The following is a 21694-nucleotide window of genomic DNA, read 5'->3' as shown; positions in this document are numbered from 1 at the left end:
TTGCACCGGCATTACCTGGGACTTTCTCACGCTTTTGCCTGAGGTAATCCGGTGCCTTTTTTTCCTGTTCTAACTCGTACTTGGTGCGATGGGGATCGCTCTGGGTAGGCAACTCTATGCAACTGACTAAATATCTTTGCTGCTCGCTGACCTTGACGAACAAATAAAATAATTAAAGGTTTTTTCATGAAATTCAAAACTCTCGGTGTTGTTCTGGGTGCGCTCTCTTCTGCTGCTTTTCTCCCCGGAGAAGTTTATGCAACTAATTTCAGCGGTTATTTCAGGACTGGAGTAGGGGATTCCACTGAGGGAGGTAAGCAGTCATGCTTCCAATTGCCAGGCGCTGGTTCAAAGTACCGTCTTGGTAACGAATGTGAGCAGTATCTTGAGCTGGATCTGCGTCAGGATCTCTTGACCTTGGAAGATGGTTCGGTAGTGAGCGTGGAGGGCATGGCTCAGTTTTTTAACGAGTATGGGCATGCCCCAAAATTCGACGGTGAATACGGCTACACCCGGATGGCCCAGCTCTATGCCGAGTGGAGCAAGATGCCAGCTTTGAATGGTGGTTCGTTCTGGGCGGGTCGGCGTTACTACAACCGAAACGACATTCACATCACTGACTACTACTACTGGAACCAGAGCTCGACTGGATTCGGCTTTGATCAGGTTGCCCTGGGTGACCTCAAGTACAGCTACGTCTTCTCGCGGAAGGACAACGTATTTCAGAAGGAAATGGTCACCCGGCATGACCTGACCGTTAGTGGTTTCAATACCAATCCGGGTGGGGAGCTGCAATTCGGTGTCAGCTATCTGGATAAGCCAAGCCGTGAAGGTGCCCATCAGGGCTGGTCGGTTATCGCTCAGCACAAGCAGACCGAGTTCCTCGGCGGCGTGAACAAGTTCGCGGTGCAGTATGGCCAGGGCTCTGGTACCGCCCTGAGCTACACCGGCGACACCTCACTGGATCAGGCAAACAAAAGCTGGCGGGTAGTCGAGTTCTTCGACTGGCAGATGACGCGTGCTTTCAGCGGTCAGGTGCAGTTGGTCTATCAGAAGGACGTGCGTCCGGATGGCGATGATCAAAACTGGCTGTCGGTCGGTATCCGTCCGGTCTACGCGATCACTGATCAGTTCAAATTTGTCACCGAGGTTGGCCGTGATCAGGTGGAGGCGCCTGGAGGTACACGCAAGCTCACCAAGTACACCATCGCACCTACCTGGTCGCCCAAAGGGCCAGGCTTCTGGGACAGACCAGAGATTCGCCTCTATTACACCTACGCAACCTGGAACAAAGCAGCCCAGCGCGCTGCAAGCTTGCTGTCTCCTGGCTCAGCACTTTCCGACACAGGCTCATTCGGCACCGATCTGCACGGATCCAACGTGGGCGTTCAAGTCGAGTATTGGTGGAAGTAGAAAAGCCACCGCAGCTCCTTTTGGTAGGGCTGACGCGGTGTTAGCCCTACAGTCGGAAATCATGAAAGGACGTCGATCATGCAACGATCACTAGATGTTCAGGGCTTTCTTGATGAACAACCATTCGGGCGCTTTCATTGGCGGATTTTGCTGCTTTGCGTGACAGTGTTGGTGCTGGATGGTTTTGATGTAGTCGCCATGGGGTTTATCGCTCCAGCGATAGTTGCTGACTGGGGCGTTCCGCGAGAGGCGCTCGGGATTGTCATGAGCGCCGGCCTTTTTGGCCTGGCTATCGGTGCACTGGTGGGCGGGCCATTGGCTGATCGCTTCGGGCGCCGTAAGGTCATCATCGGAGCAGTTCTCTTCTTCGGTTCGATGAGCGTATTGAGCGTCTGGGCACCTAACATCGAGCTGCTTTCCATCTTGAGGTTCCTTACTGGCCTCGGGTTGGGCGCATCACAGCCCAATGCGGCCACCCTTGCGAGTGAATATGCACCCCGGCGGTACAGATCGCTGATGGTTGCCGTTGTCTATTGCGGGTTCACACTGGGTGCAGCGGGAGGTGGTTTCTTGGCTACCTCAGTGATGGCGGTTTATGGGTGGCACTCAATCCTGCTGATTGGCGGTGTGGTACCCATCTTGTTTGCCTTGGCACTGTGCGTGCTTCTGCCAGAGTCAGTGAAATTCCTGGTGGTGAAACAGGCAAACCGGTTGAGCCTGGAACGCATCATCAACCAGATTGAACCTGGTCGAGCAGATGCTCACACCGTATTCGTCACACCCGAGGGGCGCAAATCTGATGAGAAAACTGTTCGGCTGATCCTCTCTCCCAGGCACCGGTACGTCACATATGCGCTCTGGGTGGGCCTGTTCATGAATCTCATGACTGTCTATTTCTTGAATAGTTGGCTGCCCATCATCATCAAAGACGACGGTTTCACGATGGCCGACGCAGCACTCATGGGAGCGATGATGCAGATCGGTGGAACCTTCGGAAATTTCGCTATCGGCTGGGAGATGGATCGCTTTAAGCCACACAGGGCCATGATCGGAACGCTCCTGGGAGCTGGTGTGTTCACTGTCGCGTTAGGCAGCTATGACGTCGGCTACTACGGATTGATGGCCTTGGTGTTTTCGTTGGGCTTTTGCGTCAACTCGTCCAATACCGGTTGGACTGCAATGGCTGCCGGATACTACGCCACTGAAATGCGAGCCACCGGAACGAGCTGGATGACAGGGATAGGTCGTTTCGGTGCGATCTCAGGCGCCTATATCGGATCGGTGCTGCTAGGCCTCAACTGGGATCTGCGGCAGCTCTTCCTGGTTCTCACTGTCCCGATTGGTATCGCGATGCTTGCGGCGTATGCCAAGGGGCGTGCCGCTTCCTCGCCTGGTGCCGGCACCAGTAGGCGGATGGCCGGGGAAAAAGTGGCCTGAGCTGGAAATACTCGGCGGAGGGCTTGCTGGCCTCTGCAGAGTCGAGAAATGACCTCCAACCTATCTACAGAAATCACCATGCGTTATGCGACCTACCTTTGAAGCCGTTGCAATCGAACCTACCGCCTCATGGTCGTTCACTCATCGAGAGTTGAGCGAGGGTATCCCTTTCGAGTGGCATTACCACCCGGAGTACGAATTGACCCTGACTCTGAACAGTCGGGGCTACCGGTACATAGGGGATGACGTCAGTGAGTACGGTGATACCGACCTGGTGTTGGTGGGTGCCGGAACTCCTCATAGCTGGCGTTCGGTCGAGGAGGTCAGTAGTGGAGCGGGGCATCGAGTTGCGGTGATCAAGTTTTCTCAGGATTGGCTTGATCGGCTTCTCAGCAGCTTTCCGGATATGTCCGAGATCAAGGGCCTCTTCGACAATCCGTTCCAAGCGCTGGTGTTCTCCGAAGAGGTCAGGTGTCGAGTCGCCCCGCTCATCCTTGGAATGCAGGACAAGCCGCATTCACTGCGGTTTATAAGCCTTCTTGAGGTGCTGTTTGAATTGTCCTGCGATGCCGCAGCCAGAGCCGTGAGGAGTGCCACGCCGGCCAAGGTCTGTTGCTCCAGTGAGCAGAGAATCGTCAAGGCGCTGGAGTACCTACATGAAAATTTCCAGCGAGCGATCAAGGTAGGAGAGCTGGCCGACGTATCTTGCCTAAGCGTCTCTGGGTTTCAGCGTATGTTCAAGCGACATACCAATACCTGCCCTGTCGACTACCTGATGAACTTGAGGGTCGCCAAGGCCTGCGTGTTATTGATCAGCACAAACCATCCGGTCAGCTACGTGGCAAATGAGGTCGGCTACTCAAATCTGTCCCTATTCAATCGACAGTTTTTTAAGCTGAAAAACGAAACTCCCAGGGCTTTCCGAAGCAGGCACGAAAGTGCGATTGCCGCGTCCGCTTAGCTCCGAATAACTACCTCAACATTCGACTGGAAAGTTGTCTAGTCCTGAAATAGGTTTACACCTGCTCAGGTAGGCCGACAGGCCTCAAAACGCCCGATGCACTGCATCGGGCGTTTTGTTTTTCAGGGCCATATGGGGCCGTTCTGTGTTGTAGATCTGCACCGCCTCATCAACCATCTGCCTCGCTTGCTCAAGATCTTCAGGGCTGCTCAACAGCAGCTCCATCTTGAGGATTCCGTTGATTCGCTCGGCCAGCGCGTTCTGGTAGCAGTCATACCCATCAGTCATGGAGCACTGAATATCGTGCCGGCGGTGCAGTGACTGGTATAACTCCGAGCAATATTGGATGCCTCGATCCGAATGGTGGACTAATGGCTGGCGACGACGTCGCTTTCGTAATGCCTGCTTGAAGGCCTGCGCCACTGACTCGGCATGCAGGCTTTCATGGACGTGGTGACCAACAATTTTCCTGGAGTACGCATCCGTTACTAGGCTCAGGTACTGAGTGGGATCAATTCCGCAAGGCCTGTGCGCTCAATGCGCCCACCGATATCGTTTTGACGTTCGCGGATTACCTCAACTCTTCTAACAGCAAGGCACGTAGATTTGAGCAACTCGATCCAGACACCATCAAGTTTGTGGAGGAGCTGGAGCGTGTTTCCCAAGCTCCGGTCTCGCTGATCAACACCCGATTTTCTCGCGACACAGGTGCCACCGATCTGCGCTCGCTGATCGACCGGCGTAACTGGACTGCACGATCGGGCAGGAAATAACGGATGAACGTGGAAAAGTTGATTGAGCTGTACCCGCGTGTGTATCACATGGCAGAGCGCGGTGCTTGGGGCAACATTCGTGCCCATGGGTTGATGAGCACCACTGCCGTGCTCGACCATCTCAAAGTTCAGGGCGATGACCGGGCGCGGTTTGAGAGCGAGCACCGCGATCAGAAAATGGATGTGAGGGCAGGGCACCCGTCGAACATCGTGCTACGGGATCAAAAAACCATGCCCGAAGGGCGTCTACTTAAGGCGCTCACGGACGGGACAACCCCTCAGCAGTGGTATGAGCTCATTAACGAGAAAGTCTTTTTCTGGGTGGAAGAAGAAAGGCTGCATCGTCTGCTGGGTGCCCGCGACTATCGGAATCTTGAGCACGACGTGCTGACGCTGAACTCAGAGGAACTGATTCAGGCTTACGCTGACAAGATTTGGCTTTGCCACATGAATTCTGGCAACACTTGGCCCGTTCCTCACCGACGTGGCACCGAGGTGTTCCGCAGGATTGCAGACTACCCTGTGAAGGCGTCAGGCAGGCCTGCCAAGGCTGTTGTAGAGCTCGTGGTCGATTACGCCGTGCCTAACATCGCAGATTACGTGCTGGAGGTTCGCCGGATGAAAGGCAGTGAGGTGTTGGGCATCATTGAATAGCGGATGTCTTTCTGATAACCCATTCATCACTTGGCACACGCAGGTTTCAGGCGTTCGATAATGATTGCGACGGGGTGTGGGCGGCAGACGTCTAACACCGTCATTGGCGATTAGTGCGGACGCCCGTTTTCCAAGCGAGTTTGAGAGCTATCACTTCGCGCCTGACGATCACTGAGAAAGCCAGGTCGGCGTTTCCGTAGGCCTGGCTTTTGGGAATCAGCCTGCTGGCAGCGGCTCCTCTTCCAGCAACGAGTCGACCATCCGTTGCGCCAGCTCGATCAGATGCACTACGCCCAGCGCCACCTTGCGGTTCGAACCGGTGAGGTTATCGGCATTTTCGTAGGCGGTGGCGGCTGCGGATTCCAGGATGGCGCTGGCGTTGACCAGGGTTTCTTCGCGATAGTGGGAGGCAGGCAGGGGCCTGGCACTTGTCGCCGGGATGGTTTTTCTTCGCTGACGGCCTGGCGGCAGTTCGCAATGGGCAAAGGCACGGTCGGCCGCGTGGGTGTCCAGTGTTTCCTGAGAGGGTAAACCCGGTGGGTTCGGGGTGACCTTGAACATGGCAAATCTCCAATCCGGTGGTTGGAGCCGTCACGCCATCGCTACCAAACGATATTGGGTGGCGGCTGTACACAGGTTGGTAGACCGGAAGATTGGAGAAACCGGCGCACCCGAAGGTGCCCTGCGCACAGCCACCATGAAATGCAGGCGATGAAACACACCTGAACTCAGGGGGCGCCGTGCGCCAATCTATCGCGGGCTACCAAACCCGATCACTGAGGTGCAGTGATGGGCTGACGATAGACAGCGGGATTGGCTTGCACAAGCGATTGGGATTTTCTAGGAAATTTCAGGCGAGGAAAAGGGAGGGGGCTTGCTGGCGTTAGGTGATCATTGCGCCGAACGCTCTGTTTCAAGTAGAGCGTTCGTCTATGTTCGCATGCCTAGGGGGCACCGTGGCGCCCCGGTGGGACGCCATCGCCAGCAAGCCGGCTCCTACAGAGCCCGGCTCTGTGGCTCGGGAATATGGCTGGCCCCGAGCAGCGCCGGCAGCATCCCCGAGCGCAAGTCGCCGCCACTCGGCTGCTGGTACAGGCTCAGGCCGAACTCCGGCAGCACCGCCAGCAGGTAGTCGAAGATATCCCCCTGGATCCGCTCGTAGTCGGCCCACACGGTGGTGCGGGTGAAGCAGTAGATCTCCAGCGGCACTCCCTGTGCAGTGGTCTGCATCTGGCGGACCATGCAGGTCATGTTCTGCTGGATCTCCGGGTGGTTCTTGATATACGCCAGGGCATAGGCACGGAAGGTGCCGAGGTTGGTCATCCTCCGGCGGTTGGCCGACATCGCGGCGACGTTGCCTTGGGCTTCGTTCCAGGTTTTCAGCTCGGCCTGCTTGCGGCCGATGTAGTCGGTGAGCAGGCGCACCTGCGTCAGGCGTTGCTCCTCGTCGTCATGCAGGAAGCGGATGCCGCTGGCGTCGATGAACAGGCTGCGCTTGATCCGCCGCCCGCCGGACTGCTGCATGCCGCGCCAGTTGCGGAATGATTCGGACATCAGGCGCCAGGTCGGGATCGAGACGATGGTCTTGTCGAATCTGTCTAATAGTGAGCTTTTTAGAATATGGACAGCATTCCAGCCAATGAAACCGGGCTAGACCCTAAAAATCACCTGTCATGATTTTTTGAGACCAAAATGGACAGCTCCTCCAGATAGCATGACACGGTCGCGCTGGCACCGCATACGAATCGTTCGGCACCATAGAGGCTAGGCCGTCGCCGCTGGCGGTCTCACCTCTCCTGAGGCTGCTCCTGGTCTCAATCCGAGCTGACGTTCGCGGCTGCTTTTTCAGCCTGACTTTTCTGCCAACAGTCCATGCGGTAGCTGAAGATTTGCTTGGCAATTTGGAGGAAATTTTCCAGGTTCTTGAGAGAAAAGTCGGACTCCATAAATGGGCAGCGGTCATCAGGACGCTTGCATAGCCCAACCGCGCATGGCTCCATTCTCTGCTCAATCCAGAGGATCCTGTCATCCTCAACGCGTGGGTAGCCTTCCCGCTCGAAGCGGTACCAATAGGTGGCGAGATCGTGATCATCACCCATCCGATCATCCCGGCTTATGCGATAAACGCGGGTACATGTAGGGACACAAATGCTCGCGATTTCTTGATCCACGTACTGAAGAACGGGTTCTAGCACCACCTCTATCGCACCCTCTGGCATAGGCTTGCTGGCCCATTCTGAAGCAAACGCCTGCAGCATCTCGCTGACCAACTCTGCCGAATACTCTCTTAGAGCGATGAGGATCAAATGGCTCAAAGACTTGAATATTGGGGAGTCGTTGACGCCACTGCGAAGGATCTTGAGAAATAGGTAATAGAGGTTGGCCAGGGCAATATCGAGGGTTTGTAAGACTTGCTCCGGGGTAGTTGCTGATGCCCATGGGCGCAGCTCAAGGCTTCGGTTCGAGCACTCGTTCGCTATCAAGGCGAAACGCTGGAGAGGGGTTAATTCGAGCTCGTTACGAGCCTCCCAGAGCTCTTCCAGGAGCCTGACAGGTGTGTACTCAAATCGCTCCCAGAAGCGGGTGGTGAGAGCTTGTAAGCGCCCATCCAGGCTCAGGGAGCGATCAAACAGTCTTAAGGCGACACTGGGGTGGCGACACAGCATTTGCTCTAGTTTTATGCGATCCCAAAGCTGTACCTTCACTCGATGGAGCGGATCTTTGTTCCACTCCTTGACCCAGTCAGTTGTCGGATTGGAGAAGGTGGTATTGGTAACGACCACCATAGTGTCCACGCGGTGGCTGTGGGCCAAGGCATGGATTGCTGCGTTATGGACTACATTGGCAGGAACTGTACCTTTCCTGCCTTTGCACTCGAACCAAAATGTCCTCGAGGAAAGCTCCCCGTCTGGAGAGGTCACCAGAAGCTGCGCCTCCAAATCTCTACCACCATCAGGGGCACCGCCTCCTGTGCCGCCAATCCGCCATTCGATGTTCTGGGCGCCCATAGCATCAAGGAGCCAAAAGAGACATTCCTCCAAGTCCTTCGCTTTGAGGTGCTCGAAGGGGATTGCGGAAGGGATGATCCAGTCCGGGGAAATTGTCGTCATTGTTCTGCTCAGTAGGGAGACCTTGGCAATTTGCCACAAAAGGACTTCCTGCGCTGGGACAGCAGAGCGCTTCCCGGCTGTTCAATCTGCAGCGTCCTCGGCCTCAATCCGCTTCCAATGTCGATTTACGATTGTGGGGGAAAGCTCGAGCTCCTGGGCAATTTGAGCCTGGGTCATTCCGGACGCTTTCAACTCCCTGACTGCATTTAGATTGTCCGTGTTCATGGGTTTCCCACGCGTCCGCTGCACGAGCTCACCGTCAACAAACTGATCTGCAAGTAACACAAAGCCCCCATCGGCCTCAAAGGCCTCAAGCTGCTCGCGTGCTTTCTCGATGAGGGAAGGGTAGGGCGTGCCAAGCCGTGCGGACATGCACAATGCCAACAGGGCCAATGGCTCAATGCCGAGGGCCTGGGCAAGGCTCTCGAATCTTTCCAAGGTGACACTGGTTTCGCCGCGCTCGAGGGCACTTACCTTGGACTTTGGGCCGGCATCTGAGAGTTGTTCATACCGAAGACGCCGGTTGAGCCGAAGGGCTCGGAGGGTGCCAGCTAGGGCTATTTTGAGATGCATGGCTTGACCAAATGTCAGGATATAGCCACACCGAAGGGATTACGATAAACATCAATATCGGGTATTATTGTGTATAAAGGGTTCAGGGCGATCACTGCTCGAGCCATCCGCAGTGGCTGAACTGACAAGTCAGCAGGGCCAGCGCTGGGGGTTAACCATTATTTCGATATTGCTGTGGTGAGGTGCTGCACGTGGATTTACCCATCAATGACGGCCTGCTTGGCGACGGAGTAGAGCTGATGGGCGCTGAGCAATCGCTCAGTGAAATCGTGGAGTTGGCTCGACGCACGTACAAGTGGATGCCTCTTTGCGTTGTCGAAGATTGGGTGATCCTGGATGCCATCCTCACGGAAGATGAGCAGGCCAAGGTAGCTGCAGCTGGATGCCAGCCCATGTTCTTGTTTGCCCACAACGTCGTGCATGACGAACAGCGGCGCTTTGAGCCTGGCGAATGGGTGCGGTCGACAATCGCTCGAACCTTCAATGATGGGTACATCTTCGAGACCAGGAACACCGTCTACCTGCTTAAGGGGCCAGGCCAACGGAAGTCGTCTTCGCTGCAAGGCATCTTCTCAATCTTCTAGGTGTCACGGCCCCGCTAGTGACGACTCGACTGTTTCAGAGATCAAGATATGTTCCGTTCACACCAAGCTGACATGGCCGGCATCCCAGACATGTTTGGCGATGGACTCATGCATTGGCACGGCGTTTCCCGAGCGCTCGCTACCCACTGGTACCACGTGAGCGTTCAGCGTCTCCATGAAGGACAATTCAGGAATTATGAGGAGATGCTCAATGATGAGGCCCGGCTCGTTGAGCTGCTGTTAGCCCAGGATGAGAGCCTGGTTGTCCGTGAAGTCCAAGCGGTCACACCCGGCTGGATGAACAAAGGCGATTGCTGGAAGATGGAGAAGCTGATGTCACTTTCCATGGGATTCGGCATGGATGAAGTGCCTGTCTCGATCCTTGAGGTTGAGGGTGGTGAGGTTTACATCGACACGCATGAACCAGGCCTCAACGTCGATTCCCTGACTGGGCTGAAAGAGCTGTATCGCAGTCGTACCTCGACGTCCGCTTCAGCTGCAGGGCTTGGGAGGCATTAACCGTGGCAGAGAACAGCGAAGTGGAAGTCGACTTCTACGTCAAACGGTACTCCGATTTTGATCTGCTTCGGATTGCTCGGGCGGTTGGGCAGGGCTTCGAAAAAGAGGTCACGGCGGTTCTTGTAAATGTCCACATCAGTAGGCACAGCGCGGTTGGTGTTGTGTTTGGGCATACCAAGAAGGGGCCGCACGGGCGATACGCGGATGGCCACCTTATCCAAACTTCCGACATCCTCGGTACGGCCAAGGAGGGGAGGTTCTGGGTGATCACCACGATCCATTTTCGCTACGCTATCGCCACATTCCAACGCGATGGAGGGCGGCGCAGCTTCAATGAATTCCGGCGCCTGGTGGGTAATCGCTACCCCAACACCTAAACGCGGAAGTCAATTTTAGAAATGAGCCAGGGGTGTGAATGTGTCATGCCCTAGGTATCTCTGTGCCTGAGTTTTGGCAAAAGCAAGGAGCTTCAAGTGATTAAGTTCGAATATCTGCGTTTTAAAGGGCGGCTGGACGATATACGTGTGTTCAACACCTATTCGGATAACGTGGAGGTGATCATGAAGGTGGATGATGTGCTGATTCCAAACTTCAGAATGCCTACAAAGATTTACGAGGAAGTTGATAGTGGCAAGGAGTACGAGTTTTACGGCCTGGTACAGAAGTCTCGAAATAAAGTAAAAAACAAAGGCTTTGTTTTTGCGGTGAAGCCGGAGGATGGCAAGGTCATAGAGGTGCCAAGTCTGAGGTATACGGCACAACTTGGGATCTGGGCCAACGGGGCGGTAATTTCCGCAGTGGCTTTTGTTGTGGCTTGGATCGCATTTTTCTTTGGCTTGGGCTCGATTGTTGATGGTTATCACTATAGCTCTGTGAATGGGTTCGCAGAATATGCCGGGGATGTAACGCGTTGTGCATTTACTCTTGCGTGCTTAATTGCGGCATTTTTTGTAGGGATGGGAATTAATCTGTTCTACAAGACCACCGCACTTGAAACTTGGCAGTCGATTGCTCCTGCAAAGTTAGTAGAGCGATTCAGTAAGCTGCACCGCTGATTTGGGTGACCCTTCGGGTACGGCTGTCGTAAACCAAGCCCAGTTAAACTGGGCTTGGCCCTGCGGGCTTCCATCGTCACCTCGCCGGCCATCGTGGCCTGCGCGCTCCGCTTGCTTGGCGATCTGGGAGGCGGGTTGGAACCATCTTGAACGCCCAATGCCTTACTGCTAGCGTTCCAGGCGCACCCGAAGTCTCCGAGCTCTCTCTCTGAAGGCCTTATCACCGCCCTCCAGAATTTCACAGACTGCCTCCCGAATTGCGGCGTTTTCTAGGCCACCGGACTGGTAGCTAATGGACGGCAACCCACCTGGTTGGTGATTCCCTGCCGTCGCAATAATGATCTGATCGGCATCAGTGTTAATAACTAGGTTGGCGTTATGAGTGACCATGATCACTTGACGCTTTGTTTTGGCGGCAATGAAAAGTGATACCAGCTCATCGAAGACAGATTTCGGGTCGAGGTTTTCTTCTGGCTGGTCGATGATCAATGGTCGATCATCGGCGTCGTCGAGCGCCAAGTAAAGCAGCAGCAGAACGATCCCCCGTGTGCCTGGAGAGAGTTTCTGTATCTCGATACCGTCATAAGCGATCTCGTATCGCACTGTAATGTGGTCGGAGCTGAACAACCAATGAGCCATATCTTTGGCCCATGTCCGGAATTCGCTCTGTTGCTGAGGCCCATAGGGAGCGTGCTTGAGTAAGTCGGGCTGATGAAGCATCAAGAAGCTTTTCATCGCATTCTTGATGTCCTCAGCGGAGCCTGTTTCCCATGCTGGCTTTAGAAGCTTCTCGGCTATTGCTACCAGCGAGCCGCGTCCGTTGAATGGCCCAGCTTTGCGGCGATCTAGTAACTGCTCCTCCGCCTTGATTGCCCACGTGGCCGCATCTGCGATTCTGCGGACGGTAAAATTGAGCTTCTTCAACGTACCTGACGAAGCAGCTAGGCGCTGCATGAGTGGCTCATACAGCGCCTCCAAAGCGGTTTGCTCTTGAATGATCGCATCGAAGACTCGTTCGTAAGCCTCCTCACGGTCAGTTTGTAGAGCCTTTCTGCGTGCGATAGCGCCTTGAGCATCTTCAAGTTTGACCTTTGAACTCTGCAGAGTGATGTTTTCTTGGCCAATACGTTTCGTCAAAGCGGCAAATTGATCGCGGACTAATTTGTCGGCGCTGAGCAGGGCTTCTAGGCGAGTCATCTCAGCGGTGAGCCGTGAAAGCGGTACCGTATCTAGGTCTACCCCGGCCCCGATGAGCTCGACATTCGGATCACCACCAGGCGGCAGGGGGACACCATTGAGTTGAGCTATCTGGGTGTCAGCCCAAGCAAGATAGCCTGTTAGGCTTTTATCGACATCCCCTTGGTAGGTGAGCAGGAAATCTGCCCATTGCTCTTGGCTCAGCCCGCTGTTGAGGTGCCTGGTTTGCGCCTGGCGCAACATCTCAGGAGCTTGAGTGACTCGCATGCTTTTGACTTCATCCTGCAGCGCCACGAATGTACGGCGTTGGCCAGTGAAGGCTTGGATCTTAGTGCGTACCTTCTGCGCTGCCAGGTTGAGCGCTGTGTGCCTGGCCACCTGTTGCTCTGTGCCTTTCACAACCAACTTCCCAAGGTCGGAGTTGTAGCCTGAGATGAGCTTCTCCTTCTGCTGTACCTGGGTCGTGAGCGTTCCTACCTGATTTTCCTTTTCGTGTTCCGTTGCGATTCTCGAGGAGATGTCGGAGATGCCATCGGCCTCTCGTTCCCTGGCCTGCCGATAACGTCCCACGTGCTGGTCGCGCAGTTCATCGAAGCTTATGGCGCCGTCCTGTGCATCCTGGGTGTGGGATTCGAAAATGACTCGCTCGATTTCGGCGATGAGGCCATCGGAGACGCCATGGGATGAGCAGAGCTCTTCCACGAACTGCTGCGATAGGTAACGGGCTCTGGGGAATGATGTGTGATGGTCAGCATCGCGGCCATCCAGATGGCGCCCAACTGATGCGCCACCTCCCCAAATCAAATTCACCTTGGCGTCGCCTATCAACTCGCGTGCGCGAGCCAAGAACGAGGCGCTGATCTCGGAACCTGACGCCCATCCCAAGTCTGATACAGCATCACACCCTGCTGCGATCATGTCCGCGAGAGCTGTTTTGCCTGACCCACGGGCGCCCACGATGGCAACGAGACCAGAATTCAGGGCGATGGTTGGTGTAGTCATCCAATCCGCGTTTTCAATGGTCACTTCTGTGATCACTTGAGACGGCATTGCAGAGTTTGGGGGCTTTTCCCCCACGAAGGCTCTTCCTTCTGGGTCGATGCACGCTTGCCGAAGGGCGTCGAACTCAAGCCCGCCCTTCACCCAAGAATACCGATTCTCGGTGGGATGGCCAACCGACGCCTGGCTATGAGAGTCGCTGCCGTGAAGGCACGGTTTGCAGCCATCATATCGAGCCAGCAGGACATCCGGAGGGTTGCCTTCCTTCTGCCCTAGCCAGAACTCGCGCTGCGCCGCACTGCTCGAGAAAATGATGTGTGCAAACTTTTCAATTTCCTGTCTAACCGTGCTGTCGGCAGCAAGCCGTAGGCCTGAAGTGCCATCTCCCGCGCCGCCGGCTACGGCGATGAGGATATTCTTTTTTGCCCACTCACTTTCGTGGATGACAGTACGCAGCTCGTTGAAATTGACCTTGAACTGAGTAGCTCCAAGCCTTAGAGCGGCTCCATCATCGGTGATCGTCGGGTCGGTCTTCTTGCCAAGGCGAATGAGCTCGTCTCGGGTGCAATCGTAGCGGTCTTTGTGAGCAGAGAATTGGAGCCTTTTCAGAATCCGCTTCAGTTCCTGGAGGTGATTCTCGTCTTCATTGCTAACTAGAAGATGAATGTTGACGAAGCCGCTCTTTGCGGCCACATCTAAGCGAAGCTCGATGTTTGGGAAAATCAGCTTGATGCCAGTCAGTCTGCCCGTCTTTTTGAATTCTAGTAATGTTTCATAGGTGTCGGTCACGTAGTAGTCGGTGACGGCCATCGCCTCGATGGCAGGGGTCAGCGCTTCAAGACGGTCGAGATAGTCGCTCCATGGATCGCCAGATCCGAACTGGTTATTTAGCACAGTCCCTGGTGCGTGTATGTGTGGCTCCCAGCGATGCCATTCCGAACCCCGACTAGCCATTTTGCATCCCCATCAATCCTGTTATTGACCCCTGTGTAGAGGCATCCAGCCTTCGACCAATCAAACCTGTGGCCACTATTTCGGCATCGCTGAGGTTAGACAAGGTTCTAGATTTTTCCAGGTGAATGGTTTCAGCGTCGAGATAGGGCTTTATACGCCTTTGGTCACTTTCATCATCTCCTGTGGTGTGATTCAATCGTCGATTTGAACTGCGTTTTTTTCTTCAGGCGGTCGAGCATCGGATTTGGTTTAGCTCGATTTGAGCTATAGATTTTCAGCATTTCAGAATCATAGGCTGGTCGGTAGGATAAGTTGTGGAAGTCCACCTAGGAGATGGGTGGTTGGTTAATGTTGGTCATGTGTGTGATTATAATGAGGCTGGCTAAGGTCTATGTTTAAGATTTTGTTGTCTTGGGTGCTAAAAAATGGTTGGAACCTCTTTAGTGTGGTTGGAGTAATAGGTACTTTTTATTTTGCAATCGTATATGTCCCTGATTATGTTAAGGAGATATCAGATAGTAAGATAAGTCTCGCGCGAGAAAGCCTTTCTGCTGATTTGCAAGAGATTCTTTTTTATGACAAGAAAATTGATTACTCTGATGTAGGGTCTCTTATAAGAGGACGAGAGATAAAGCTTGGTTTTAACTATCCTTATTCAGCCAAGGATTTGCTTCTAGAGGTTCAGGATCGATTTGTTAGTAATAAGTTTATTTCGCTAGACAGGCGCCAAGAACTTGTTGCTACTATTGATGGCATAATATCGGGTGCTCCTAAAGATAAGGAGTTGCCCAAGTCAGGCGTCGACTGGTCAATGATAATGGCTTACGTTGTTTCCGTATTTGGTGCAATTATAGCTTCGCTTGGTATGAAAAGCCTGACGAATAAACTTCAGGCAGATCGAGAAATAGAGGTTGACATTGCTGGAGGTGAAATAGTTATAAATCAAGGTTCCGAATCTCCTCTTGTGCAAGCAGTGCGGTACGAAAATTTAGTCTCAGAGGTGCTGAAGGACTTAGGCATACCATTCACTCAGAATGGGTACCCTGACGGTGGTCGCGATTTTGTACTTCATGATGAGACACCTCCTGTTCAAATTGAAGTAAAGGCGTATCGGCAGTTATTAGGGTTGGGGACTGTTAGGGAAGTTTGTTCCTTGCTTGCGCGTCCCGGTTGGAATGGTATATTGGTTGTGAGTTCGGGGCTTACTAAAAATGCTATGAAGTATGTTGAGCAATTTAACCAGATGCATGAGGAAAAGATTCGCGTGGTGATAGGGCGTGATAGAGAACAACTTAAAGAGCAGTTCTTAAGTATTTTGCGGTCTTAGAGTTGTATTGGTGAGCTATTGTGAGGCAGGAGAGATATAGGGATCGCACAGCTTGTGCTGCTGGCAATCCCTTCATTGGCTTCTGATGGTAAAACTCCAATGGCTGGGGCTTACAAGAAATCTTGTGATGCTGAATATATCTGTTCGTGCGACATTTCTCTAACCCAAGAGTTAAGCTCCCTAACTTCACTCTCTGTCAGGGTCTTATCGTGGGACTTTTTCGAAAGCATTATGGCTAATTTAGGCGTGACCGGGTAATAGAGCTCAACTTCTTCAGGGGGCTGTCCATTAGTACCAATAGCGTGAATGTTGAATACAGGTTGATCAGAAGTGATTAGCTCTATCGATGTAGGGTTTTTCATGAAAGATATTTTGTATTCTTTGTTGGCGTAGACTGACAAGGCCATATGTTTGGCGTCTACGTATTTCTCTACTGGCCATATATTTTCGATGTTTAGTCCGAATCGTGCCAGCGGCTCGCGCAAGGCGTTAACTATAGCATCCCGCATGCGCTTAGTTCGTACAAACTGTATCATTAGGTAATGTGAAAAACTTGCGCGATGTTCATTGATTTGGAAGAAGCTGGCGTCCCCTCTTTGGAGCAATGGGAGGTACGCTAAGCCTTGATCCTCAATTACCCCCATGATGTCTTCTTCAAATTCGATAAGCAGAGCAGAGACTTCTGCAGTACGATTAGGCTGTAGTCTTAAGTCGCTAATTGATTTATAGAAACTTACAAAATCGCTATTGACTGAAGCTAAGTCACCTTTGTGCCTGTGTTTGGATTGCTCAAGAATGTAGTCTGCTTCTTGTTGGGAGATGATATTGGTAGCGTAGAAGTCTCTCTCCTGGCCGATGTTCATTAAGCTCGTGTTAAATACCTTCCCATTCCTTTGGCACCATATTTTATCATCTGGTGCCCAAGGCCTGAGATAATTTCGCCATACATAATGTTGTCGCCTTGTGATCATGAATGTTCTCCATGGTAGATAGTTGAATTAATGTCGGCGTCGTAGGAAGTCAGAGCTTCTCGTTATCTATACTCGGCATTATGTGTGCAGGATTTATTTGTTTCCAGTTACAAGTATATCCAGATCAATGGTCGAGGAGGGATAGTTCAGGTGCATCGCGGGCGATTCCGGTTCGACGCCGGAGGTTGCTGCCATCAGTAGATCGTTCACATCATTATTTCCTAGCGTCGATCCATTAGTAAGTTTTTGATGGCCTCTGGTACTGGAAGTGGAGGAGTCACACCTAGTGTTTCAAGGTTCTCTGATACCTCTAAAACTTGATAAGCGTGAGTGGGGTTTAAGCAGTCAGCGAATGATAAATTTACAAGGTACTCTACGGCTTCGAGCATCCGATCTGCATGGGTCATTAGCTTAGAGACTGCAACTCTTGGAGGTTCGATATCAAAAGCGTACATGCCGAAACTTGAGAGTGGGTCGTAATCTTGTTCAAGTTTTTCATGGATCCACTCGCTTCTGTTTTTGCACTCGTGGAGTATTTCCCGCAAAGGCGCAGCTAGCTCGTGAAGCTTCAGGCGAGAAAGCGCTAGAATATGCTTATTGCCATTCATGAGCAGAGCTTGGGCTGCATGCCCCAGTGCTGCAATAAAAAGAGACTTGAAATATACTGAACGTTCTAGCTCACCAGGCATCTTGCTCCACAGATAATACTCTTGTTGTGCTGTTTTAAGTCTTTGATCCCAGTGCAGCTTTTTTTCGTGGAGAGCTTTTTCAGAATTTTGAATTCCAGAAATTACAGAAGGCATATACGCCGATTGCAACTGCTGTTCAATAATGGTGTCGAGGTTTTTTAGGGCAAATTTAAAGTCGCAGCCCGCTTGTTTCAAAGACGCCAGCAGTGAGGTATGAAGATAGGTCAGAATTTCCTTTTGGCCGGCTTCAGTTATTTCCAGGGAGCGATTTAAACAGTCTACCTGATAGGACAGAACATCTAAGTGTCTGCTTATATGGTAGATTGCGCCTATGTCTACTTGCCCGATGGGGGGCGTGAGTTCGATGAATCCCACATGTTCAGCGATGCCGTTGTTGTCGTGAATCATTCCCATCGCAAGCCCGGCTTTCGAACCTTGGGTGTGCCGGGCCAGTTCGAAGTTGGCGTTTCTTGTGCTAATCGCTGCATAGAGTTTGCCATCGCTGAATATACCCGAAACATGGTTGGTGTTGCCAAGGGACAATACTTTGTTTCGCGTTCGGTTTTCTACTTCGCCTAATTGATTTTCTTGATTCATGTGGAGCCGCTCTGAATTGGTGGGTGATCCACTCTATCACGGAGTCGGAGACTCTAGATGAGAGTTTTCGCTAGTCCAGGAGTAGCTAGAGCATCGTCCGATTTTGACCGTAGCGTGTGGCGCCAAATTTTCCAGCCGGATACTACCAGAGCATTCAATTCAAGGTTTAGGAGCTGGATGAGTGTATGTATAGCTTTGCGGTATTCAAATGAATGGGTGTTGAGATGAAAAGTTCGTAGCAAAGGCAACCCCTCATTACGAGGGGCTGAGAGAAGCACGTTTGTGCTTTAAGTTTTCAGTTGGTGATTTCGCGGACGTTATTTTCAGGCAGATCAGGCATGAGGCAGACGGTTTGACCAAGTGTTCATCACCACCAGCCCTTAGGCCCAGGTCACGATCATCTACGTTGCTAAGTGCGCTGACCAAAATGACAGGTGTTCTTCCCCTCTCTAAAGCGCGAAGCGATCAGAAAAAGCGACTACTGGAATTCCAGGGCCGCTTTATTGAAGAGCATAATGCTGAGTATTTTCAGGAAAGGATGCAGTACCAGTTTAGGTGGCGAAACGAGGGAAAAAGCGCGGAAGATTTGAGATGAGGGTCGAGATCACTTCGACTGATGGCTAGGCTTGCTAACCAGAGTGGAGAGACGTAGATGCTCGTCGGCGTCCTAGAGGCGTTGGCCGGGGGCTCCCTTCGATGAGACTCAATGGGGTCGGCAAACGTGCGACTTGGTTTCCCGGTCGGTTGAAGCGGAGTGGGCTTCTCTTGGTAGGCTGTTTCACGCTGATAGTAGTCATGTAGGCGGGCTCATGAAAAAATGCTTCACTGTACGTATGTACAGGTATGGCGTTTCTCGTTATGATCGTCTTCCATGGCGCCCAAGCCGCTGATCACCCGTGTTGCTCCGTCCACCTGTCGCTAGGCTTTCCGCCTTGAACAGATGATCAAGCGGAAAGACGGTTTACTGCCGTTGCTATGGCCGGCTCTCCTTGTGCTAAGCGATGCTTGGTCTGTAGTATCAATATGCCGCCATTTGTCTGGAGCGGCTGCGCTGCCATGGAGACCAGGATGTTCAGTTTTTTGAAGGTTGTAGTTGGAGCCGGTGGGGTTTTCACTGCCCTAGGCGCCGGGATGCTCTACTCGCTCTACGCCGGTTGGTTCAAGTCGGATTTACTCAAAAATCTGCCTAGCGAGTCCATCTATAACTTGTTCCTTTATTCGTTGGGCAGCGCGGTTTTCTGTTTTGTTTTGCTTGTAGTGCTGCAGGCCTGTAGTGGTAAGGGCTCAGCTGTCGCCAAGGCTGGTCGAGGGGGCACCGCAGTGGTCTCGACTGGTAGTGGTAATGTAAACGTAAACAGCAAGCCCTAAGCCATGTTGCCAAGACATAAGGCTGACGCCGACACTGGCGGTATAGCGGTAGTCAATACTGGGCCGGGCAACGTTACCGTTTCCCCTAAGGTTACAGCTGCAGCAGTTTCGTCATTGCTAAATCCGCTATTGCTCAGAATTGTGGAAGGTCATACTCCGTATGGAGACATGGCAGATATTGAGATTGAATATCCTGAAATTGATGAAAAGATCGAATACAATAATGTTTCGATATTTTCAGAGGATATCATCGAGAATGCTGGGTATATGGAGCTAATCGAAAGCTTGATATCCGATATTGATGATGAGGAGCCTGGGGCGCAGAGAAGTTTTCTCTATGCTATTAATCAGAAGTATAGGGTTGCGAAAAAAGCCCTGTTTCTCAGTTTGCCGGAAAGACCCGCCAGCCCTGAGCAGAAGCTGCAGGCAATACGATTGGGGTCTGATCAACTAATTTTGGCAGTGTCCGATCTTATCGTAGATGTGAAAAATGGGTTTCAGGACTTCCCTGTAGAGTTGGTTGAATGGGCCAAGCAGTTGATTGTTTGCTATGGCTTCATTAACTGCAAGATCTTGGAGCCGCCCAAGAAATGATCGTCAAGAACTCAAGCACCCCTCTGAAAAGCCTTTATGTTATTGGTGGGCGGGTTTTATACGTACTTAAAGCTAGCGATTTTGGATTTATGAGTCCGCTGGCCTTGTTTGAAAAGTACAAAGAAGATTTTGAAGGCGTTTCGTTTGCGTACATTTGCTACGCACTTGATTGGCTCTATCTTATAGGATGCGTGGAGCTGACGGAGCAGGGTGATATTTCGTTATGCAACTAATTAAGCTGGCAATTTTTGATGGTGATCGCGAAGTTCGGTCGATTGTTTTTAAGGATGGTATTAATATTATTACCAACCTGGAGCAGACTGGTAACCAGATAGGCAAAAGTACCTCTCTTCGTGCTCTTGCTTTCTGTCTTGGGGGTGGCCACATACCTCTCTGGCAAGATCCAGATAATAAACAAATTAACATCAAGGTGAAGGAATACCTCACCAAAGGGGATGTTAAGTTTGTATTGAGGCTTAAAGTTGCGGGCGTAACTCATACCATTACAAGAGTGCTCTCCACCAAGCCTACCAAATCCGGTGAAACGATCAAGGTTGTCAGTACCATTGATGATGCCGTCTACAAGGGTAATGCTGGATTTGCTCGAGATCTCCCAAGGCTGTTTGGGTACAATCGCGACCAGCCGACCTTTGGATCGATTCGTAGCAAGTTTTTCAGAATTAGTCGGCCTACAAGCAATAATTCGATCAGGTATTTGAGCGTCTATACAAGCGACAGTGATTATGCCCTGATCTATGCGTTCTTGTTTGATTTCGATTGCATTGAATCCATTCGTCAAATCAACTTGATCGAGCAGGAAAGCCTGGTGGAACGGGAGCGAATCAGCACGCTCCTGGGCGCATCCAGACTTGAGGTTTATCAGTCTGACTTACAGGAGATAGACCTTAAATTGGCGACTCTGGAAGCTCAGGAGGAAGAGTATGATCTCCTCGAGTCGCAAAATCACGCAATTGCAGACCTTCGGAAGTCAAGGCATGCTGTTGCAGTTGTGTCGTCGCGAATTGTTGGTTTGGAAACTAAGCTCTACTACAATCAGAAGACAATCGAGCGATACAGAAACAACTTGGCTGAGGTGGATGCAGAGGAGATTGCCGCGCTTTACAGTGAGGCAAAATCTTTGGTTCCTGATCTGAGCAAAACGCTTGAAGAAACTATTGATTTCCATAATTCGATTATGAGCCGTAAGGCAGAGTATGTCGAAGAGCTATCTGAGGAAACAGTAAGTGAGCTTGGCGACCTCAAGGAAAGCCTGGAAGGCTTGCTCGCCGAGGAGAAACGCAAGGTAAAGGATCTATCTCGAGACAGCCAGTTCAGTGGGTTTATTCTTATCGAAAAGCAGATGCAGGAACTGCGAGAAGCTCGTGGTAGGATCTCCTACGTTCTCACAGAGGTCGAGGCTTCTTACAAGAGAATTGCTGATCTGCAAGAAGCAGCTGAATTAGCCAGGAAAAGCATTGAGGTTAAGTATTCTGATTTGAATGCTAAGCTTGATATTTTTAATGAAGTTTATTCAGTGATAACTAAGAAGCTCTTTGTTAAGCACGATAATGAGTTGGTTGTTGCTGCGGGTGATGATGGGAAGCCTATATTTTCGATTACCAATGAAGAGCTAAATACCGGTGATGGCGTTCCTCGCGCAGCGGCTATGGCCTTCGATATGGCCTACGTTGAGTATGTCAAAAAGCAGAAAACAAGATTGCCTGCGTTTACAGCGCAGGACTATCTAGAGTCAGTAGATGAAAGCAAGCTGGCCAAGCTTTTTGATTTTGCGAATGACAATAAAATTCAGACTATTGCTGCGATTTTAAGCGATAAGCTTGATGGCTTTGGTGAGAAATTCCTGGAGGATAATGTGGTTTTGTATCTTCGGAGCGATGAAAAGTTTTTCAAGGTTTGAG

General features: G+C 51.8%; 20 protein-coding genes and 3 pseudogenes. 14 read left to right on the top strand and 9 right to left on the bottom strand.

What is annotated here, in order from left to right; translation table 11 throughout:
* The first annotated feature begins 186 nt into the window (after positions 1-186).
* The 3 genes from AC6I6U_RS28580 (at position 187) to AC6I6U_RS28570 (ending at position 3811) form a co-directional block, all read left to right on the top strand.
* Positions 187-1413: a maltoporin gene (locus tag AC6I6U_RS28580; RefSeq protein ID WP_497879323.1), complete on the top strand. Its 1227-nt coding sequence runs from the start codon at positions 187-189 to the stop codon at positions 1411-1413.
* Between the two features lie 78 nt (positions 1414-1491).
* Positions 1492-2850, top strand: coding sequence for an MFS transporter (locus tag AC6I6U_RS28575; protein ID WP_497879322.1), 1359 nt, complete (start codon positions 1492-1494; stop codon positions 2848-2850).
* Positions 2851-3049: 199 nt separating this feature from the next.
* Entirely contained in the window at positions 3050-3811 is a 762-nt protein-coding gene (locus tag AC6I6U_RS28570; RefSeq protein WP_497879321.1) for a helix-turn-helix domain-containing protein, read from the top strand.
* Positions 3812-3895: 84 nt separating this feature from the next.
* Here the strand turns inward: AC6I6U_RS28570 and AC6I6U_RS28565 are convergent.
* Positions 3896-4318: pseudogene (locus tag AC6I6U_RS28565) on the bottom strand (transposase); the annotation flags it as partial.
* Between the two features lie 50 nt (positions 4319-4368).
* Between AC6I6U_RS28565 and AC6I6U_RS28560 the strand changes: the two are divergent.
* Together AC6I6U_RS28560 and AC6I6U_RS28555 are read left to right on the top strand one after the other, a co-directional pair.
* Positions 4369-4584: a hypothetical protein gene (locus AC6I6U_RS28560; RefSeq protein ID WP_497879320.1), complete on the top strand. Its 216-nt coding sequence runs from the start codon at positions 4369-4371 to the stop codon at positions 4582-4584.
* A 3-nt stretch (positions 4585-4587) separates the two neighbouring features.
* Entirely contained in the window at positions 4588-5238 is a 651-nt protein-coding gene (locus AC6I6U_RS28555) for a DUF7002 family protein (protein ID WP_497879319.1), read from the top strand.
* A gap of 216 nt (positions 5239-5454) precedes the next feature.
* Here AC6I6U_RS28555 and AC6I6U_RS28550 read toward each other — a convergent pair whose 3' ends face one another.
* From AC6I6U_RS28550 to AC6I6U_RS28535, 4 genes and pseudogenes are all read right to left on the bottom strand, one after another.
* Complete coding sequence (locus tag AC6I6U_RS28550; protein WP_497879318.1) at positions 5455-5799, bottom strand: DUF6124 family protein; 345 nt, start codon at positions 5797-5799, stop codon at positions 5455-5457.
* Positions 5800-6234: 435 nt separating this feature from the next.
* Positions 6235-6840: pseudogene (locus AC6I6U_RS28545) on the bottom strand (mechanosensitive ion channel family protein); the annotation flags it as partial.
* A gap of 212 nt (positions 6841-7052) precedes the next feature.
* The gene (locus AC6I6U_RS28540) at positions 7053-8348 is read right to left on the bottom strand and encodes a restriction endonuclease (RefSeq protein ID WP_497879317.1); all 1296 of its coding nucleotides are present in this window, start codon (positions 8346-8348) and stop codon (positions 7053-7055) included.
* Between the two features lie 81 nt (positions 8349-8429).
* Positions 8430-8921, bottom strand: coding sequence for a helix-turn-helix domain-containing protein (locus AC6I6U_RS28535; protein WP_497879316.1), 492 nt, complete (start codon positions 8919-8921; stop codon positions 8430-8432).
* Between the two features lie 191 nt (positions 8922-9112).
* Between AC6I6U_RS28535 and AC6I6U_RS28530 the strand changes: the two genes are divergently transcribed.
* The 4 genes from AC6I6U_RS28530 (at position 9113) to AC6I6U_RS28515 (ending at position 11079) form a co-directional block, all read left to right on the top strand.
* Entirely contained in the window at positions 9113-9505 is a 393-nt protein-coding gene (locus AC6I6U_RS28530; protein WP_497879315.1) for a DUF6957 family protein, read from the top strand.
* 48 nt (positions 9506-9553) lie between these two features.
* Positions 9554-10024, top strand: a complete 471-nt coding sequence (locus tag AC6I6U_RS28525) for a hypothetical protein (protein WP_497879314.1) — start codon at positions 9554-9556, stop codon at positions 10022-10024.
* 2 nt (positions 10025-10026) lie between these two features.
* Positions 10027-10401, top strand: coding sequence for a hypothetical protein (locus tag AC6I6U_RS28520; protein ID WP_497879313.1), 375 nt, complete (start codon positions 10027-10029; stop codon positions 10399-10401).
* 96 nt (positions 10402-10497) lie between these two features.
* Positions 10498-11079 carry a hypothetical protein gene (locus AC6I6U_RS28515; RefSeq protein ID WP_497879312.1) on the top strand — a complete coding sequence of 194 codons (582 nt, stop codon included), beginning with the start codon at positions 10498-10500 and terminating at the stop codon, positions 11077-11079.
* Positions 11080-11247: 168 nt separating this feature from the next.
* Here AC6I6U_RS28515 and AC6I6U_RS28510 read toward each other — a convergent pair whose 3' ends face one another.
* Positions 11248-14229, bottom strand: coding sequence for a TrlF family AAA-like ATPase (locus AC6I6U_RS28510; protein WP_497879311.1), 2982 nt, complete (start codon positions 14227-14229; stop codon positions 11248-11250).
* 391 nt (positions 14230-14620) lie between these two features.
* Here AC6I6U_RS28510 and AC6I6U_RS28505 point away from each other — a divergent pair, with 391 nt between their 5' ends.
* Complete coding sequence (locus AC6I6U_RS28505; RefSeq protein ID WP_497879310.1) at positions 14621-15556, top strand: restriction endonuclease; 936 nt, start codon at positions 14621-14623, stop codon at positions 15554-15556.
* Between the two features lie 110 nt (positions 15557-15666).
* On the opposite strand, the gene AC6I6U_RS28500 is transcribed toward AC6I6U_RS28505, so the two are convergent.
* The 3 genes and pseudogenes from AC6I6U_RS28500 to AC6I6U_RS28490 all read right to left on the bottom strand — a co-directional run.
* A complete protein-coding gene (locus tag AC6I6U_RS28500) occupies positions 15667-16527 on the bottom strand; it encodes a DUF4238 domain-containing protein (protein WP_497879309.1) in 861 nt (286 codons plus the stop codon).
* A 221-nt stretch (positions 16528-16748) separates the two neighbouring features.
* The gene (locus AC6I6U_RS28495) at positions 16749-17813 is read right to left on the bottom strand and encodes a hypothetical protein (RefSeq protein ID WP_497879308.1); all 1065 of its coding nucleotides are present in this window, start codon (positions 17811-17813) and stop codon (positions 16749-16751) included.
* 339 nt (positions 17814-18152) lie between these two features.
* A pseudogene (locus AC6I6U_RS28490) lies at positions 18153-18251 on the bottom strand (DNA-binding response regulator); the annotation flags it as partial.
* 630 nt (positions 18252-18881) lie between these two features.
* On the opposite strand from AC6I6U_RS28490, the gene AC6I6U_RS28485 reads away from it, so the two are divergent.
* Genes AC6I6U_RS28485 through AC6I6U_RS28470 form a run of 4 tightly spaced genes read left to right on the top strand, consistent with a single transcriptional unit; the run spans position 18882 to position 21693 of the window.
* The gene (locus AC6I6U_RS28485; RefSeq protein ID WP_181088199.1) at positions 18882-19181 is read left to right on the top strand and encodes a hypothetical protein; all 300 of its coding nucleotides are present in this window, start codon (positions 18882-18884) and stop codon (positions 19179-19181) included.
* Positions 19182-19184: 3 nt separating this feature from the next.
* Positions 19185-19775, top strand: coding sequence for a hypothetical protein (locus AC6I6U_RS28480; protein ID WP_497879307.1), 591 nt, complete (start codon positions 19185-19187; stop codon positions 19773-19775).
* The gene (locus AC6I6U_RS28475; protein ID WP_497879306.1) at positions 19772-20008 is read left to right on the top strand and encodes an ABC-three component system middle component 6; all 237 of its coding nucleotides are present in this window, start codon (positions 19772-19774) and stop codon (positions 20006-20008) included. Before AC6I6U_RS28480 ends, AC6I6U_RS28475 begins: the two co-directional genes overlap by 4 nt.
* Entirely contained in the window at positions 19999-21693 is a 1695-nt protein-coding gene (locus AC6I6U_RS28470; RefSeq protein WP_497879305.1) for a DUF2326 domain-containing protein, read from the top strand. The genes AC6I6U_RS28475 and AC6I6U_RS28470 overlap by 10 nt, the downstream gene beginning before the upstream one ends.
* Position 21694 lies beyond the last annotated feature (1 nt).

This window comes from Pseudomonas sp. UTLPPB19802, assembly GCF_059730225.1.
The sequence above is the reverse complement of the archived record's forward strand: the minus strand, read 5'-3'. Positions and strand labels throughout refer to the sequence as shown.

What these genes read in the sequence shown, in the direction of transcription:
- AC6I6U_RS28580 (WP_497879323.1), top strand. Translation starts at nt 187, where the DNA reads ATGAAATTCAAAACTCTCGGTGTTGTTCTGGGTGCGCTCTCTTCTGCT.
- AC6I6U_RS28480 (WP_497879307.1), top strand. Translation starts at nt 19,185, where the DNA reads ATGTTGCCAAGACATAAGGCTGACGCCGACACTGGCGGTATAGCGGTA.
- AC6I6U_RS28505 (WP_497879310.1), top strand. Translation starts at nt 14,621, where the DNA reads ATGTTTAAGATTTTGTTGTCTTGGGTGCTAAAAAATGGTTGGAACCTC.
- AC6I6U_RS28535 (WP_497879316.1), bottom strand. Translation starts at nt 8,921, where the DNA reads ATGCATCTCAAAATAGCCCTAGCTGGCACCCTCCGAGCCCTTCGGCTC.
- AC6I6U_RS28500 (WP_497879309.1), bottom strand. Translation starts at nt 16,527, where the DNA reads ATGATCACAAGGCGACAACATTATGTATGGCGAAATTATCTCAGGCCT.
- AC6I6U_RS28495 (WP_497879308.1), bottom strand. Translation starts at nt 17,813, where the DNA reads ATGAATCAAGAAAATCAATTAGGCGAAGTAGAAAACCGAACGCGAAAC.
- AC6I6U_RS28470 (WP_497879305.1), top strand. Translation starts at nt 19,999, where the DNA reads ATGCAACTAATTAAGCTGGCAATTTTTGATGGTGATCGCGAAGTTCGG.
- AC6I6U_RS28575 (WP_497879322.1), top strand. Translation starts at nt 1,492, where the DNA reads ATGCAACGATCACTAGATGTTCAGGGCTTTCTTGATGAACAACCATTC.
- AC6I6U_RS28510 (WP_497879311.1), bottom strand. Translation starts at nt 14,229, where the DNA reads ATGGCTAGTCGGGGTTCGGAATGGCATCGCTGGGAGCCACACATACAC.
- AC6I6U_RS28475 (WP_497879306.1), top strand. Translation starts at nt 19,772, where the DNA reads ATGATCGTCAAGAACTCAAGCACCCCTCTGAAAAGCCTTTATGTTATT.
- AC6I6U_RS28540 (WP_497879317.1), bottom strand. Translation starts at nt 8,348, where the DNA reads ATGACGACAATTTCCCCGGACTGGATCATCCCTTCCGCAATCCCCTTC.
- AC6I6U_RS28525 (WP_497879314.1), top strand. Translation starts at nt 9,554, where the DNA reads ATGTTCCGTTCACACCAAGCTGACATGGCCGGCATCCCAGACATGTTT.
- AC6I6U_RS28485 (WP_181088199.1), top strand. Translation starts at nt 18,882, where the DNA reads ATGTTCAGTTTTTTGAAGGTTGTAGTTGGAGCCGGTGGGGTTTTCACT.
- AC6I6U_RS28555 (WP_497879319.1), top strand. Translation starts at nt 4,588, where the DNA reads ATGAACGTGGAAAAGTTGATTGAGCTGTACCCGCGTGTGTATCACATG.
- AC6I6U_RS28550 (WP_497879318.1), bottom strand. Translation starts at nt 5,799, where the DNA reads ATGTTCAAGGTCACCCCGAACCCACCGGGTTTACCCTCTCAGGAAACA.